The sequence below is a fragment of the Burkholderia sp. HAN2018 genome, from assembly GCF_024704855.1.
GTDB classification, from domain to species: domain Bacteria; phylum Pseudomonadota; class Gammaproteobacteria; order Burkholderiales; family Burkholderiaceae; genus Burkholderia; species Burkholderia cepacia.
This window is the reverse complement of the sequence record NZ_QOBB01000033.1, coordinates 21,469-37,099: the sequence shown is the minus strand read 5'-3', so window position 1 is coordinate 37,099 and position 15,631 is coordinate 21,469. Positions and strand designations below refer to the sequence as shown.

At 67.0% G+C, this 15,631-nt stretch carries 17 protein-coding genes; 7 read left to right on the top strand and 10 right to left on the bottom strand.

The window, feature by feature from the left end; genetic code table 11:
- The first annotated feature begins 135 nt into the window (after positions 1 to 135).
- The 3 genes from DPV74_RS11210 (at position 136) to DPV74_RS11200 (ending at position 1,619) form a co-directional block, all read left to right on the top strand.
- Positions 136 to 546, top strand: coding sequence for a TIGR02594 family protein (locus DPV74_RS11210; RefSeq protein WP_027790966.1), 411 nt, complete (start codon positions 136 to 138; stop codon positions 544 to 546).
- A gap of 259 nt (positions 547 to 805) precedes the next feature.
- The gene (locus DPV74_RS11205; protein WP_027790967.1) at positions 806 to 1,429 is read left to right on the top strand and encodes a LysE family transporter; all 624 of its coding nucleotides are present in this window, start codon (positions 806 to 808) and stop codon (positions 1,427 to 1,429) included.
- Positions 1,430 to 1,436: 7 nt separating this feature from the next.
- Positions 1,437 to 1,619, top strand: a complete 183-nt coding sequence (locus DPV74_RS11200) for a hypothetical protein (protein ID WP_060173085.1) — start codon at positions 1,437 to 1,439, stop codon at positions 1,617 to 1,619.
- 50 nt (positions 1,620 to 1,669) lie between these two features.
- Here the strand turns inward: DPV74_RS11200 and DPV74_RS11195 are convergent, their stop codons facing one another.
- The 5 genes from DPV74_RS11195 to DPV74_RS11175 all read right to left on the bottom strand — a co-directional run bounded on the left by DPV74_RS11195 (position 1,670) and on the right by DPV74_RS11175 (position 7,307).
- Positions 1,670 to 3,106 carry an efflux transporter outer membrane subunit gene (locus tag DPV74_RS11195; RefSeq protein WP_119337154.1) on the bottom strand — a complete coding sequence of 479 codons (1,437 nt, stop codon included), beginning with the start codon at positions 3,104 to 3,106 and terminating at the stop codon, positions 1,670 to 1,672.
- Between the two features lie 16 nt (positions 3,107 to 3,122).
- Positions 3,123 to 4,697 (bottom strand): DHA2 family efflux MFS transporter permease subunit, encoded by a 1,575-nt coding sequence (locus DPV74_RS11190; protein WP_119337153.1) that lies wholly within the window; start codon positions 4,695 to 4,697, stop codon positions 3,123 to 3,125.
- Positions 4,698 to 4,710: 13 nt separating this feature from the next.
- On the bottom strand, positions 4,711 to 5,805 hold the full coding sequence (locus DPV74_RS11185; protein WP_059693878.1) for an HlyD family secretion protein: 1,095 nt from the start codon (positions 5,803 to 5,805) through the stop codon (positions 4,711 to 4,713).
- A 68-nt stretch (positions 5,806 to 5,873) separates the two neighbouring features.
- A complete protein-coding gene (locus DPV74_RS11180; RefSeq protein WP_119337152.1) occupies positions 5,874 to 6,305 on the bottom strand; it encodes a MarR family winged helix-turn-helix transcriptional regulator in 432 nt (143 codons plus the stop codon).
- An 81-nt stretch (positions 6,306 to 6,386) separates the two neighbouring features.
- Complete coding sequence (locus DPV74_RS11175; RefSeq protein ID WP_060173088.1) at positions 6,387 to 7,307, bottom strand: LysR family transcriptional regulator; 921 nt, start codon at positions 7,305 to 7,307, stop codon at positions 6,387 to 6,389.
- 91 nt (positions 7,308 to 7,398) lie between these two features.
- Between DPV74_RS11175 and DPV74_RS11170 the strand changes: the two genes are divergently transcribed.
- The 3 genes from DPV74_RS11170 (at position 7,399) to DPV74_RS11160 (ending at position 9,702) form a co-directional block, all read left to right on the top strand.
- Positions 7,399 to 7,827, top strand: coding sequence for a MarR family winged helix-turn-helix transcriptional regulator (locus DPV74_RS11170; protein WP_119337151.1), 429 nt, complete (start codon positions 7,399 to 7,401; stop codon positions 7,825 to 7,827).
- A 185-nt stretch (positions 7,828 to 8,012) separates the two neighbouring features.
- The gene (locus DPV74_RS11165; protein WP_119337150.1) at positions 8,013 to 9,260 is read left to right on the top strand and encodes an aconitase X; all 1,248 of its coding nucleotides are present in this window, start codon (positions 8,013 to 8,015) and stop codon (positions 9,258 to 9,260) included.
- Positions 9,253 to 9,702 (top strand): aconitase X swivel domain-containing protein, encoded by a 450-nt coding sequence (locus DPV74_RS11160; protein ID WP_060083376.1) that lies wholly within the window; start codon positions 9,253 to 9,255, stop codon positions 9,700 to 9,702. The genes DPV74_RS11165 and DPV74_RS11160 overlap by 8 nt, the downstream gene beginning before the upstream one ends.
- A 20-nt stretch (positions 9,703 to 9,722) precedes the next feature.
- Here the strand turns inward: DPV74_RS11160 and DPV74_RS11155 are convergent, their stop codons facing one another.
- From DPV74_RS11155 to DPV74_RS11145, 3 genes are all read right to left on the bottom strand, one after another.
- Positions 9,723 to 10,310 (bottom strand): hypothetical protein, encoded by a 588-nt coding sequence (locus DPV74_RS11155; RefSeq protein WP_240439958.1) that lies wholly within the window; start codon positions 10,308 to 10,310, stop codon positions 9,723 to 9,725.
- A gap of 11 nt (positions 10,311 to 10,321) precedes the next feature.
- A complete protein-coding gene (locus tag DPV74_RS11150; protein WP_060173090.1) occupies positions 10,322 to 10,867 on the bottom strand; it encodes a hypothetical protein in 546 nt (181 codons plus the stop codon).
- A gap of 97 nt (positions 10,868 to 10,964) precedes the next feature.
- Complete coding sequence (locus DPV74_RS11145; protein WP_119337149.1) at positions 10,965 to 12,047, bottom strand: AraC family transcriptional regulator; 1,083 nt, start codon at positions 12,045 to 12,047, stop codon at positions 10,965 to 10,967.
- A 75-nt stretch (positions 12,048 to 12,122) separates the two neighbouring features.
- On the opposite strand from DPV74_RS11145, the gene DPV74_RS11140 reads away from it, so the two are divergent.
- A complete protein-coding gene (locus tag DPV74_RS11140; protein ID WP_119337148.1) occupies positions 12,123 to 14,156 on the top strand; it encodes an NADPH-dependent 2,4-dienoyl-CoA reductase in 2,034 nt (677 codons plus the stop codon).
- 24 nt (positions 14,157 to 14,180) lie between these two features.
- On the opposite strand, the gene DPV74_RS11135 is transcribed toward DPV74_RS11140, so the two are convergent.
- Complete coding sequence (locus DPV74_RS11135; RefSeq protein WP_027790981.1) at positions 14,181 to 14,591, bottom strand: DUF2471 family protein; 411 nt, start codon at positions 14,589 to 14,591, stop codon at positions 14,181 to 14,183.
- Between the two features lie 138 nt (positions 14,592 to 14,729).
- The gene (locus DPV74_RS11130) at positions 14,730 to 15,623 is read right to left on the bottom strand and encodes a LysR family transcriptional regulator (protein WP_021157299.1); all 894 of its coding nucleotides are present in this window, start codon (positions 15,621 to 15,623) and stop codon (positions 14,730 to 14,732) included.
- Positions 15,624 to 15,631: the final 8 nt, after the last annotated feature.

The following is a 15,631-nucleotide window of genomic DNA, read 5'->3' as shown; positions in this document are numbered from 1 at the left end:
ACGCGAGGCCACGCGTACAGTTGCTCGTCGCCTCGCGTCATTCGTGCGAAGATTGATTGCACATCACACTCGCCCGAGAACGACGTGACCCCATTCAACCCCGAGAGCAAACCGGACACCGCCCACCCGCCCTGGATGCCCGTCGCGATGGCGGAACTCGGCATCCGCCGCCATCCGCCCGGCAGCATCAATCCGCGCATCGTCGAATACAACAACCAGACGAACCTGGTCGGCTACGACGACAAGATTTCCTGGTGCTCGTCGTTCGTCAACTGGTGCATGACGCACGCCGGCATTCGCGGGACGGGCTCCGCGCTCGCGCGTTCGTGGCTCGAATGGGGCCGGCCGCTGGAGCGCCCTGTGTACGGCTGCATCGCGATCCTGACGCGCGACGATCCCGCGAGCTGGAAAGGGCATGTCGGTTTCTACCTGCGTCACGACGACGAGCACGTACATCTGTTTGGCGGCAATCAACTGGAAGAGGTGCGCGAACTCGCGTACCCGTTGAACGAAGTGATCGGCTACCGCTGGCCCGACGCTGTCTGACCAACCGCCGCAGCGCAAACAAAACGTCGAACATCGCCTTTCCAGCGGCGGCTAATTTGTCGCACGCGCCGCATCGATCCACGCGGAGCACGCCGACGCGCCCGCCCCTGTAATACGCGGTTGCAAGGCCCGCGGCGGCGGCACGAGGGAAAGTATGCGGCTGCCGGCGCACCCCGTTCCAGATCGTCCCGCATGCAACCAGAATCGGCGTGCTAGAGTAAGCCGGCATTCCTCCTCACCCGAATCCTCCCGAACCGCCATGAGCTATCTTCCCCAACTCGCCGCAGTCGGCGGCGTGATGTTGCTGGCGTGCGTCAGCCCCGGCCCCGACCTGATCGCTGTTTCGTCCCATGCGCTCGGCAATCGCCGTGCGGGTTTGCTGGCCGCGTCGGGCATTGCGTCGTCGCATGCCGTGTGGGCGGCGATGGCGATTTTCGGGCTCGGGCTGATCGTCGCGAAGCTCGCGTGGCTGTACGAGGCGATCCGCATCGCCGGTGCGGCTTACCTGATTTACCTGGGCATCAGGACGCTGTCGGGCCTGCGCCAGTCGGCACGGCAGGCTGAAGCGGCAAGCCAGCCGATCGTTCGCGGCGGCGTGCATGCATACCGGAAAGGGCTGCTGGTCGGCCTGACCAACCCGAAAGCCGCGGCGTTCTTCGGCAGCCTGTTCGTCACGCTGCTGCCCGCGCATGCGCCGGCATGGGTGCATGGCGCGACGCTGGCCGTGGTCGTCGCCGTATCGCTGACATGGTTTTGCACGGTGGCCGTGCTGTTCTCGACGAACCGCGTGCAGACGGGTTACGCGAGACTGCGCAAGCCGATCGATGCGGTGATGGGGACGATCCTGTTGGGGCTCGGCGCGAAGCTGGCGCTGGATCGATAACGCTGCGATGAACGTGCTCGGCCCGATCCTCATCGGGCTCCTGCTGGCGGCGGGAGTGTTCGCTGCGATCCGGTTCTGGCACAAGCTCATCACGCGTATCGTCACCGTCATCGCGGGGCTGGGCATTGCGTGGCTGGCGGTTTACCTGATCGCGTTGTCGTCGGTCAGATGTCTTGGGTCGTGCGGTTGACGAGCGGGACGCCGGCAAGTGTTGAAGCCGGCGTCGTATCATGATCACGTTCAGTTCTTCGCCACCGCCTCCACCGTCGGCCCACCCGTAGCGTCGCTCCTGCTCCACCCGCCCCCTAGCGACCGATAAAGCGCGACCGCCGCCAGCGCATGCTCGCGCCTGACCTGGTTGAGCGAATCCGAATCCCGCAGATACACCTCCTGCGCCGACAGCACGTCCAGAAAATCCGTCGCGCCACCCTTGTAGAGCTGATTCGCCAGCCCGAGCGCCTTGTCCGACGCAGCGAGCGCACTATCGAGCCGCCGCGTCGCCTCATCGGCGCTGACGAGATTCGCACGTGCATCCTCGACTTCCCGCAACGCCTGCAGCATCGTCTGCCGCAACCCGAGTTCCGACTCGCGCATCCGGCTTTCGCTCTGCGAGATATCGGCCGTAATCCGCCCTGCATTGAAGATCGGGCTCGTCGCGCTCAACGCCGCGCTGAACAGGTTGTCGGTCAACGTCGGCAACCCGAGATAGGAAGCCGCGAGAATCCCGTCCGTCAGGTTCAACGAGAACTTCGGATACCGCTCGGCCTTCGCCACGCCGACTTGCGCCGCCCGCCGCTCGACCTGCGCATACGCAGTCAGCACATCGGGCCGCCGCAGCAACGCCTGCGAAGGCAACGTACCGGGCGCGCCAGCCGGCGGCGCGGGAATGTCGCCTGCCTGCGCGAGCACGAGCCGATCGACCGATTCCGGCGTGCGCCCCGAATACACGGCAATGAGATTGAGCTGATGCGAGATCTGCGCCTGCGTCGGCGGAATCCGCGCTTCGAGCGCGTCGAGCTGGTTCTGCGCACGCGTGACGTCGAGTTCCGTCGACAGCCCGAACGCCTGTCGCTTGCGCGTGAGTTCGAGCGCATGCTGCCGGATCTTCGCGTTGTCCTGAAGGATCTTCAGTTCCTGCTGTGCCCAGCGCAGATCGACATACGCGGACGCCGCATCCGCTGCGAGCGCGAGCCGCATCGCATCTTCCGCATGCTTCTGGCCGACGAGTTCCGCCTGCGCGGCGAGCAGGTCGAGCCGTTCGCCGCCGAACACGTCGGGCGACCAGCTCAGCGCGAGCCCCGCGCCGGCCTGCCGCACATAGCCGAGCGGCGGCGGCGTGTTCTGGCGTGCGTCGGCCGCATGCGCGGTCGCGTCGAGTTCGGGCAGCAGCACCGCACGCTTCTGCACGGTCAGCGCCTGCGCCTGCTTCACGCGTTCGGCGGCGGCCTGCAGATCGAGGTTGCCGTCGAGCACAACCGCGATCAGCCGGTCGAGCACGGGATCGTGGAATTGTGCCCACCAGGCGGCGGCGTCGATGTCCGCGCGCGGCACGTCGGTATCCCATGCGGCGGGTGCGAGCGTCTGGACGGATTCGGACAGCGCCGGATGCTGCGCGGGCTGCACCGCGCACCCGGCGGCAAATGCGCTGACAGCCAGCGCGACGAGTAGCTTTTTCATGATGATGACCCTGGCCTCAGTGCGCGTCCGGCGGCGGCGCGTTCAACGTAATGGGTTTGGAAAACACGACGGCAAACAGCGCGACGACGAAACACAGCGACAGCACGTAATACGCATCCGCATAAGTGAGCGTCAGCGCCTCGCGATAGACCAGCCGATGCAGGTTCGCGAGCCCGGCCTGCGCGGTATTCAGCGTATTGCCTGCGACGGAGCCCCAGTACGCGGCCTGTCGATCGAGCAGCGATGCGATCTGCGGCTCGCCGGCGCTCACGTGCTCGTTCAGCCGCAGGTAGTGAAAATTCAGCCGGTCGTTGAGCATCGTCGCGCTCACCGCGATGCCGATCGCCCCGCCGAGATTGCGCATCAGGTTGAACAGGCCGCTCGCCGATTTCAGCCGCGACTGCGGCAGCGAGCCGAGCGCCATCGTCACGATCGGCGGCACGCTGAACTGCTGGCCGATGCCGCGCAGCGCCTGCGGCAGCAGCAATTCGCGCCAGCCCCAGTCGTGCGTGATCGGCGTGTACAGGTAGCAGCCGAGCCCGAAACAGATCAGCCCGAACACGAGCAGCGCACGCAGGCTGAAGAAGCGCGCGGCGAACGCATACGCGCAGAGCGCGACCAACTGGAACGCACCGACCGACAGCAGCGCGATGCCGATCTGCAGCGAGCTGAATGCGCGCACCTGCGCGAGAAACAGCGGCGTCAGGAACACGGTCACGAAGATCCCGATGCCGGTCACGAACGACAGCAGGCTGCCGATCCCGAAGTTGCGCACGGCGAGCGCGCGCAGGTCGACGATCGGATCTTTCGCGGTCAGCGCATGCACGAGGAACAGGAAGCCGCAGATGCCGGAGATCCACGCGCAGATCACGATCGCGTCGTCGCCGAACCAGTTCTTGCGCGGGCCTTCCTCCAGCACGTATTCGAGGCAGCCGAGGAAACCCGACATCAGCACGATGCCGAGGTAGTCGCCGCGTTTGATGAGGCTCAGGTCGGGTTCGTCGATATGCACGTAGCGCGGCACGAGTGCGGCCACCGCGATGCCCGGTACGAGGTTCAGGTAGAACAGCCAGTGCCACGACCATTGATCGGTGATCCAGCCGCCGATCACGGGGCCGATGGCCGGGGCGAGCGACGCGAGCGCGCCGATGGTCGTCGACGCGATCAGCCGCTGCCGGCCCGGGAACAGCACGAACGCGGTGGTGAACACGGTCGGGATCATCGCGGCGCCGAGCGCGCCCTGCAGCCCGCGAAACAGGATCATCGAGTTGATGTCCCACGCGAGCCCGCACAGCATGCTCGTGATCGTGAAGCCGACGGCCGACGCGACGAACAGCCAGCGCGTCGACATCACCTTCGACAGCCAGCCCGACATCGGGATCACGATGATCTCGGCGATCAGGTAGGCCGTCTGCACCCACGACAGTTCGTCCTGGCTGGCGGACAGGCCGCCGCCGATGTCGCGCAGCGACGACGCGACGATCTGGATGTCGAGCGTCGCCATGAAGAAGCCGACGCACATCAGCGCGAAGGCGAAGACGCGCTGCTTCGTCGGTTGCGACGCCGGGTCGCCGGAAAACGCGGTGGTCATCGTCGTCTCCCGTTCAGTTCGCGCGACCGGTATGCACGGTCACGACCGCGGACAGGCCCGGGCGCAGCACGTGCTCGAGGCCCGGCTGCGGATCGAGATGCACGCGCACGGGCACGCGCTGGACGATCTTCGTGAAGTTGCCGGTCGCGTTCTCGGGCGGCAGCACGCTGAAGGTCGCGCCGGTCGCGGGCGCGAGGCTGTCGACGCGGCCGTGCAGGCGCGTGCTCGACGCATCGAGCGACACGTCGACGCGATCGCCCGCGTGCATCTTGCGAAGCTGGTCTTCCTTGAAGTTCGCGTCGATCCACAGTCCGGAAGCCGGCACGATCGTCAGCAGCGGCACGCCGACGTTCGCGAGCATCCCGACGCGGCCCGTGCGATTGCCGACGTAACCGTCGACCGGCGAGCGGATCGTCGTGTATTCGACGTTGAGCGCGGCGACGCGCTGCGCGGCAAGCGCGGTGTTCACGCGCGCCCGAGCGTCGGCGAGCTGCGCGCCGAGCACGTCGAGCTGCCGCTTCGACGCGAGCAGCGCGGCGTCGCTGCGTTCGACGGCGGCGCCGGCCTTCGAGTAATCGGCGTCCGCGCGTTCGACGATCTGGTTCGACACCGCGTCGGATTTCACGAGCTCGCGGTAGCGCACACGATCCGATGCGGCGCGTGTCAGCTCGGCCGACGAAGCGTTCTTGTCCGCTGCGTGCTGTCCGATCACCGCATATTGCAGTTGCTGCTTCGCCTCGAGTTCGGTCACGGCGGAGCGCGCGCTGTCGACTTCGGCGCTGGCCTGCGCGAGCTTCGCGTCGTAGTCGCGCGCATCGAGCTGCACGAGCACGTCGCCGGCCTTCACGCGCTGGTTGTCGGTCACGAGGATCTTGTCGACGAAGCCGTTGACCTTCGGCGCGAGCACCGTCACGTCGCCGCCGACATAGGCATCGTCGGTGCTTTCCTGGAAGCGCAGCACGAACAGCCAGTCGAGCGCGGCGGCGGCCACGACGACGATGACGGCACCCACCGCGATGCGCATCCACGGCACGCGGCGCTGTTGCTTCGCGGGTTGGTCGGTTGTGGCTGCTTCGCGTGACGCGGCAGCGGCTTGGGTCGTTTCCATCGATTCACCTATGTATATGCACGTATCAAAACGAAAGACGGCGTGCCGTCCGTCGGGGAAGTCGTCAATCAGCGTTCCGGCAGGTTGTGCGTGATCCGGAACAATTCGTCTCTGAGGCGGGCCGCCTGCGCCGACCCGAAACACTGCTCGAATGCCTCCTGCGCGGCGAGCCAGTGCACGTGCGCATCTGCGACCTTGGTTTCGCCGTGCTCGGTGAGTGCGAACGTCTGGCCGCGGCACGGCGGCTCGATCCGGCCCGCCACCAGCGCCGCGCCGACGAGCGGCTTGAGCGCGCGCAGCAGCGCGGTGCGTTCGATCACCAGCACGCTCGACAAGGTCGCCATCGTCAGGCCGGGCTGGTCGCGCAGCAGCGCGAGAATGCTGTATTGCGACGGCGTGACGCCCGCGCGCGACAGATAGCGCTCGTAGAACTGCGAGATTCGCCGGGCGGCTTGCCGGACCGCGAAGCAATCGTCATCGGTGAGCGTTGTCTTGTGCATGTGCACATGTTAGGTGGCAATACGGCGTGAAGCGAGCGGAGGCGCGGGATCAGATTGTTGTCACGGCTGTACCAATCGGCGTCAGGCGGCCGCCGGAACGATCCAGCCTTCGCGGTCGCAGTAGGCGGCCGTGTAGTCGATGAACGCCTTGACCTTCGCGGGCAGCAGCGCGCGGTTCGCGTACGCGAGCTTGATCTCGACGAAGGCATCGACGAGATCGGCGTCCGGCAGCAGCTGCACGAGCGCGCCCGACGCGAGTTCGTCCCCGACGAGCGTTTTCGGCACGACGCCGATGCCGAAGTCGTGCATCACCATTTCGCGGTTGAAGACGGGGCTGTTCGACGAGATGTCGAAGCGGAACGGCACGGTCAGCGTGTCGCCGTCGATGCGGAACGACAAGGCGGGCCGCCGCAGCGACGGCGACATCGGCACGAACGGATGGTCGGCCAGATCGGCCGGCGTTTGGGGATGCGAATGCGCGCGCAGGTACGCGGGTGTCGCGACGATCACGACCGGAATGCGTTCGACCAGCCGCACGACGGTCGTTTCGCTCGTCAGCATGTACGGCACGACGATGCCGATGTCGTAGCCTTCGCCGACGAGATCGACCGGGCGCTCGGTCAGCGTCACGTCGAGGCGCACCTTCGGGTGCGCGGCCTTGAAGCCGGCGATCAGCGGCACCAGCCGGTTCAGCGCGGCCGTCGTGTGCGCGACGAGCCGCAACAGGCCTTCGGGCTCGCGCGTCGGCGACTGCGCTTCCGCTTCGAGCGAGTCGAGCTCGTCCAGCACGGCCGCGCAGCGCTCGTAGATGCGCTCGGCGGTTTCGGTCAGCGACACCTGGCGCGTGGTCCGGTGCAGCAGCCGGCTGCCGAAGCGCGCTTCGAGATCCGCGACCGCGCGCGACACGACAGGCCGGGCGAGGCCGAGCATGTCGGCTGCGCGCGTGAAGCTGCGCAGCTCCACCACCGACCGGAAGATCCTCAGCTTGTCGATGTAGTCCATGTCCGTCTCCTTGACGCGAGGGCCGGCCGCCGGCCTGGTTACGGCGGAGTGTACATTGACTTTATGCATATGCACATATAAATTGCGAGGCATGAACGACACCTCGATTGCCCAGGCGTGCAACTGTCTCGCGCTGCGTCAGGCGGCGCGCTTCGTCACGCAACTGTACGAACGCCATCTGGCCCCGGTTGGCGTCACGCCCGCCCAGTTCTCGATCATGTCGAACCTGACGCGCAGGCCCGGCCTGCTGATGAGCGAACTCGCCGATAGCCTCGTGATGGACCGCACGACGCTGCTGCGCGCGCTGAAGCCGCTGCAGCGCGACGGCTTCGTCGCGACGGCCGCGTCCGAGCACGATGCACGTGCGCATGCGTTGAGCCTCACGAAGCCGGGCGAGCGCACGTTCGCGCGGGCGCTGATTGCGTGGCAGGCCGCGCAGGACGAATTCGAGACGCAGTTCGGACGCGACCGCGCGAAGGCGCTGCGCGACGAGCTGTTCAGCGTGACCGCGGAACGCTAGACGAACCGGCGGCAAACTGGAGCGTAATTCGAGCCATTGTCCACTTCGGTGACGCTATATGGCTGAAATTGGTTTTTTAAACTGTCCGGATCGGAGCATATCTGGACAGTTTTTATTTCCAGTTGTAGAGTCCCCTGACGGATTTCACGGGCCGGCGCCGTCGGCACGCGTCAGAGGAGCAACCGATGCTGCAGTTGAGTGACCGCGACAGCGCCATGCTGCGCGGGGATTACGGCGATGGCGTCGCGCGCGCGATGCGGATCGTCGCACGCACGGCGCAGGTGATGTCCGCGCCGCACCTGATCGACATCACGTCCGCGCATATCGACGGCTGCCTGTACCACGGCCAGACGAGCCTCGACTTCGTCGAATATTTCGTCGATACCGGCGCGAAGGTCGCGGTGCCGACCACGCTGAACGTCGGGTCGCTCGACCTGATCCATCCCGAGCTGTACCACGGCGACCGCACGATCCAGCGCGACGCGCAGCGCCTGATGGACGCGCATCTGCAACTCGGCTGCGAATCGAGCTTCACGTGCGCGCCGTATCAACTGAAGAACCGTCCCGCGAAAGGCGAGCAGATCGCGTGGGCCGAATCGAACGCGATCGTGTTCGCGAACTCGGTGCTCGGCGCGCGCACGAGCCGGTATGGCGATTTTCTCGACCTGGCTGCCGCGATCACCGGGCGCGCGCCGTATGCGGGGCTGCATGTCGAAGCGAACCGCGCCGCGCGGATCGTGTTCAACGCGCCGGACTTCAACCGCCTGCCGTCGCGCGACATTTATTTCGCCGCGCTCGGTCTGCTGATCGGCAGGATCGCGGGCGCGGTCGTGCCGGCGATCGTCGGGCTGCCGGCGGATACCACCGAAGACGAACTCAAGGCGCTGGGCGCGGCGGCCGCATCGAGCGGCGCCGTCGCGCTGTTCCATGCGGTGGGCATCACACCCGAGGCGCCGACGCTCGACGCCGCGTTGCACGGGCAGGCGGCGCAACGCACGGTCGACGTCGCGATGGCCGACCTCGACGAGATTCGCCGCACGCTGAACCACGGCGCGGCCGGCGACGCACTCGTCGCGGTGGCGCTCGGCACACCGCATTTCTCGCTGGCCGAATTCCGCACGCTCGGCACCTTGCTCGACGCGTTCGACGGCAAGCCGGCCTGCGATTTCTACGTGAACACGAGCCGCTTCATCTTGTGGGAGCTGGAGGAGGCCGGACTCGCGGAAAAATTCGCCGCGCGCGGCATTCAGATCGTCGTCGACACCTGCACGTACATCACGCCTGTGATGAAGCAACTGTCAGGGCTGGTGATGACCAATTCGGGGAAATGGGCGTCGTATGCGCCCGCGAACATCGGCGTGACGGTCGCGTACGGCAGCATGCGCGAATGCGTGCGGTCGGCGTTCGAAGGAAAGGTGCGATTCGATGACTGAAACGACGGGCAAGGGCTTGACGGGCGACACGCTCGTGCCGGGCAGCGCATGCGCGCACGCGTTCGTGCTCGACAAGCCGCTCAGTTTCTGGGGCGGCTACGATTCGGGCGCGGGAAAGATCGTCGATCGCGGGCATCCGCAGGCCGGTGCGAGCCTCGCCGGCAAGGTGATGGTGATGCCGCACGCGAAGGGTTCGAGTTCGAGCAGCAGCGTGCTCGCGGAAGCCGTGCGCAACGGCACGGGGCCGGTCGGGATCGTGCTGAAGGAGCGCGACCTGATCATCTCGATCGGCGCGATCGTGGCGGCCGAGCTGTATGCGATCGCGGTGCCGGTGGTGTGCGTGACCGATGATGTGTACGACGCGATCGTCGCCGCGACTGGCGAGGTGCGGATCGAGGCGGGCGAGGGGGACGGTGGGGCGCGGATCGTCGTCGGCTGCTGACGCGTCGCGTGCGTATCGCGTCAGAGAAAACGGATGTTCGGCGTATCGTCGTTCGCGAGCGACAGCGCCTGCCTTGCGGCGTTCATCTCGCGCTTGCCGCCGGGCTGCCTGAGCCGCCGGATCTCGGGCCACACGATCACGCCGAACACGGTGCGCAGGACCGTGCTCAGCAGGAAGAACCCGATCGCGCCCCCGGCGAACCATGCGAACGTGTCGAGCATCCCGTCGAGGCTGCGCGACACCGCGGACATGATGCCGAGAATGAAGACGGAGGCGACCAGCAGGAATAGCGTCGCGAACACATCGATACGGGCCGCGGCGACTTTCGCGGGTCGAACCAGATACACCGAGGCGTCGGTCGCGTTGTGGATGCCGTAGATGGCCGGGCGATCCGGGCCTTCGGCGTACACCACCTCCAGCCGATCGCCCGCGACGAGGAACAGGCTGCGCGTGGCGCTGGTCACGAGCGTGAGCGGCGCGTCGAACGTGTCGAGCTGCAGCGCGATCTCCTCGATGCCTTGCGTCGTCCAGCCGAGATTGTTGCTCCAGACCTGCGTAGTGATCGTCTTCTGGCTGACGGACGTCACGCGGCCGGATGCGATTTGCATGGTGCGACCGGTCATCCGTTGCTCCGTTCCATCGTGAACCCGGCGGGTTCGTACCGCCACTTTTCCTGCGCCTCGCGACGCTGAGGCCGGAACACCAGATCGGACAGCCCCGCGATCGCGAGCAGGATGCCCAGCAGGCTGATGATGCTCGCGAGCAAGGCCAGGGCGCCGACGAACGCCCAGCCCGATCTGAACACGGCGGCGCCGATCAGCAGGCTCAGCACGAAGACGATCGACGCCCATGTGAGCAGCGTCAGGTTGCGGCTCTTTTGTCCGAGCGCATCGTAAGGCGCGATCGCCAGGTCGCTGCTTCTGAGCCACGCGATCCGGTGACGGCCGCGATCGTTGAAGATGCACGCGCGCACGGCCATCCCGGGCTTCAATCGATCGATCTGCTTGAACGCCTCTGCGTCGAAATCGTCGGCGGCGATGAAGTAGCAGGCGTTCTGCATCGTCAGGCGATAAAGCGGCGCCTTCCTGATGTCGGCCGCGATCCGGACGAGGTTCGTATCGATACGGTCGATCGTTGACTCGATCAGCGTGGTGTGATTGGGCATGGGGCGGGAGAGTGCGCCGGTCGGCGCCGCTTGGGCGTGGGATTGATCATACCGATGAAATCGCGGGCCGGCACCTCGTGCCGGTCGCGGCCCTGCATCAGTCGCGTGCCGTGCCCGCAGCCGCCTCCCGATAGGCGCTCGGCGTCTGCCCGGCCCAGCGCCGGAACGCGCGCGTGAAATTCGCCGGGTCGGTGAATTGCAGCCGCTCGGCGATCGTCTTCAGGTCGAGATCCGACGCGGCGAGCAACTGCTTCGCGTCGCGAAACCGCGCTTCGTCGAGCAACTGCCGATAGCTCGACCCGGCTTCCTCGAGCCGGCGCCGCAGCGTGCGTGTCGACACGAGCAGCGCATCGGCGAGCGTCCCCGGCCCCGGGTAATCGCCGGCCCCGCGTGCCAGCTCCGCACGCACGCGTTCGACCAGATCGCCTTCCTCCTGGCGCACCTGCGCATACTCACGCTCCACCTGCACGAGCGCCTGCCGGTGCGCGACTTCGTCGGCGAGCGGCAGCGGCCAGTCGAGCACGTCGTGCGCGATCCACAGCGCGTTGGCCGCGCAGCCGAATTCGACCGGCGGCAACTGGTCGCGATAGCGTGCGAAATAGGGCGGCTCCGGCCACGTGAATTGCAGCGCGATCGACGGCGACGCGCGCCCGGCCCATTGCGAGATGTTCTGCGCGAGCCCGGTCAGCACGAATTCGAACATCACGTGATGCTGCAGCACGGGGCTCGCCTGCACGCCGTGCAGTTCGAGCGTCGCGCCGCGTTCGTCTTCTTCATAGGTCAGGCGATATTGGCGGTTGCGCATCCGGAAGTAGCGCTGCGTGACGGATAGCGCCTCGCGGATGTCCCGCGCGGTCAGGGTCGCGTAGCCGAGAAAGCCGTGCACGGTCGGCTTCAGCAGCAGCCCGAACGCGAGCCCGATGCCCGGATCGCCGCCGATCTCGATCGCATTGAGCACGAGCCGCCCCCATTGCGACGGCGCGACGCGCGCGTCCGGTTCGGCCAGCACCGCATCGCGCAGGCCCGTGCCGGCGCGCACGGCGGCCAGGTCGACACCGCGCGCGGCCAGCGCCCGCAGCAGCAGGCGCGTGTAGGCGACCGGAATCGTCGGCCGGCGCAGCCCGAGGCGGTCCTTGGCGAGAGGGGAGGTCATGTCGTTTTGGCCGAAAATGACAAGCATTATGGCTGTTTGCCCCCTCACGTTCAAGGCGGCGTGCGCCTACGATGTCACGCATCGCTTACTGGCACGATCATCATGACGACACCCTTTCCCCACCTGCTCGCGCCGCTCGATCTCGGCTTCACGACGCTGAAGAACCGCGTCTTGATGGGCTCGATGCACACGGGCCTCGAGGACAGCCGCAAGACGCTGCCGCGGCTCGCCGAATATTTCGCCGAACGCGCGCGCGGCGGCGTGGGCCTGATCGTGACGGGCGGCTTCGCGCCGAACGTGGCCGGCTGGACCAAGCCGTTCGGCGGCACGCTGATGACGTCGGCCGCCGCGCGGCGCCATCGCGAGATCACCGGCGCCGTGCACGCAGAGGATGGCAAGATCGCGCTGCAGATCCTCCATACGGGCCGCTACGGTTATCACCCGTTCGCGGTCGCGCCGTCGAAGATCAAGTCGCCGATTTCGCCGTTCGCGCCGCACGAACTGAGCGCGCGCGGGGTCGAGCGGCAGATCCGCGCGTTCGTCCGTTGCGCGAAGCTCGCGCGTGAAGCCGGTTACGACGGCGTCGAGATCATGGGCTCCGAAGGCTACCTGATCAACCAGTTCATCTCGATGCATACGAACAAGCGCACCGACCAGTGGGGCGGGTCGTACGAGAACCGCATCCGGCTGCCGATCGAGATCATCGAACGCACGCGCGAAGCGGTCGGCCGCGATTTCATCCTGATCTACCGGCTGTCGATGCTCGACCTGATTCCGGACGGCAGCGACTGGAGCGAAACCGTGCAGCTCGCGAAGGCCGTCGAGCGCGCGGGCGCGACCATCATCAACACGGGGATCGGCTGGCACGAGGCGCGCGTGCCGACGATCGCGACGTCGGTGCCGCGCGGCGCGTTCGCGTGGGTGACGAAGAAGATGAAGGGCGAGGTCGGCATTCCGCTCGTGACCACCAACCGGATCAATCGCCCCGAAGTGGCCGAGCAGATCCTCGCGGACGGCTGCGCGGACATGGTGTCGATGGCGCGCCCGCTGCTCGCGGATGCCGAGTTCGTGATCAAGGCCGCACAGGGCCGCGCCGACGAGATCAACACCTGTATCGGCTGCAACCAGGCGTGTCTCGATCACGCGTTCAAGAACAGGATCGCGTCGTGCCTGCTGAATCCGCGTGCATGCCACGAGACGGAGCTGAAATACACGCCCGCGCTGCAGCCGAAGCGCATCGCGGTGGTGGGCGCGGGGCCGGCCGGGCTCGCGTGCTCGACCGTGCTCGCGCAGCGCGGCCATCGGGTCGACCTGTTCGACGGCGCGGCCGAGATCGGCGGCCAGTTCAACATGGCCAAGCGGATTCCGGGCAAGGAGGAGTTTCACGAAGCGCTGAGCTACTTCGGCCGCCAGGTCGAGCTGACCGGCGTGAACCTGCACCTGAACCGCCGCGTCGACGCAAGCGACCTGATCGCGGGCGGCTACGACGAAATCGTGCTCGCAACGGGCGTCGCGCCTCGCGACCCAAAGATTCCGGGGCAGGACGGGCCGAACGTGCTCAGCTACATCGACGTGCTCGCGGGCAGGCAGCCGGTCGGTCGGCGTGTCGCGGTGGTCGGGGCGGGCGGGATCGGCTTCGATGTCGCCGAGTATCTGGTGCAGGACGGCGAATCGCCGGCGCTCGATCTGGACGAGTGGAAGGCCGGGTGGGGCGTGACCGACCCGGCCGCGACGCGTGGCGGCGTGACGCGTGCGCAGGTCACGGCGCCGGCGCGTGAAGTGACGCTGCTGCAGCGCAAGGCCGCGCCGCTCGGCAAGGGGCTCGGCAAGACGACCGGCTGGATTCACCGCGCGACGCTGAAGATGAAGCAGGTGAAGATGATCGGCGGCGTGAACTACGAATTGATCGATGCGCGCGGGCTGCACGTGTCGTACGGCGAGCAGCGCACCGATCACGAGCTGATCGAAGCCGACACGATCGTGCTCTGCACGGGGCAGGAGCCGCAGCGCGCGTTGCTCGCGCCGTTGCAGGCGGCCGGGCGTTCCGTGCACCTGATCGGCGGCGCGGAACTGGCCGCCGAACTCGACGCGAAGCGCGCGATCGATCAGGGTGCGCGCCTCGCGGCGCGGCTGTAACGGGACGGCCGCGCGTCGCCGCCGTCACTCCATCTCGGCGTGTTGCGTCTCGCGCTCTTCCGCTTCCAGCATCGCCTTGACGATCAGATAAACGGCGGGCAAATCGTCGTCGTCGCGCTTCCAGTCGACGGCTTCCTCGACGTCCGCGGCGACCATCCGGCTGTCGCGCAGCCGGATGAAGGCGTCGACGACCGTTGGATCGTTGCGGTTCAGGAAGCCGGAGTTCGAGAACGCCAGTTCTTCGACATTCAGCAGCGCCTGCCAGCTCATCGTGCGGACGGCGGCCGGATGGCTGCGGCGCCGCAAGCCGAGCGCCCGCTGCGCGGGGCCGCCGACGACACGCTGAAGATCGACGACCGCCTGCCGCGCGGCACGCTCGAAGTGGACGGGATTGAAGCCGGGTTGCTCGGGATCGAATGCGGATGACTGGAACATGGTCGCCTCACTAAAGACCGTCTCGGGGGACGGAATTCGGGTCAAATGACGCAGAAACACTGTAAATATATACAGTGATCGGCGCACTTTCAAGCCCCCGATGACAGCAGATGGCAGCCGTCCGGCAACCGGGCCGTGTCAGACCGCCGCCGCGATGGTCTCCCGCAGCCACCGGTGCGCCGGATCGCGATGCACGCGCTCGTGCCACAGCATCGACATTTCATAGCCGGGCACCTCGACCGGTGCGTCCACCACACGCAACGCAGGCACGTCGCGCACCAGTCGCTCGGGCAGCATCGCGACGAGATCGGTGCTCGCGACCGCCGACATCACGAACAGGAAGTGCGGCACGGACAGCACGACGCGCCGCACGGCCCCGACCTTTGCGAGCGCTTCGTCCGTCACGCCGAAGAAGCCGCCGCCATCGGGCGACACGATCACGTGTTCGAGCGTGCCGAACTGCGCGAGCGTCGGGCGCCGCTTCAGCTTCGGATGCCCGGCGCGGCCGATGAGCACATAACGCTCGACGAACAGCGGCAGGCGCCGCATGCCGGCCGGCGACCCTTCCGTCGTATGAAAGGCGAGGTCGATGCCGTTTCGTTCGGCATCTTGCTCGATGCGCGGCGGCGCGAGTTCGACGACGGCGAGCCGCGTACCGGGCGCGGCCGAGCGCAGCGTGTGCAGCGCGGGCAGCACGATCGTCGATTCGCCGTAGTCGGTCGCGGCCACGCGCCACGTGTTCGTCGCGGTCGCCGGATCGAACGGTGTGGCCGGAACCACCGCGCGCTCGACGGCTTCGAGCGCATCGCGCAACGGCTCGCGCAGCGTTTCCGCGCGCGCGGTCGGCCGCATCCCGCGCGGCCCCGGCAACAGCAGTGGATCGCCGAACAGGTCGCGCAGTTTTTGCAACTGCACGCTCACCGACGGCTGCGACATGTTCAGTTTCTCGGCCGCGCGCGTGACGTTGTGCTCGGCGAGCAGCACGTCCAGCGTGACGAGCAGGTTCAGGTCGAGTCGTCTTAGATTATTCATGGCTATAC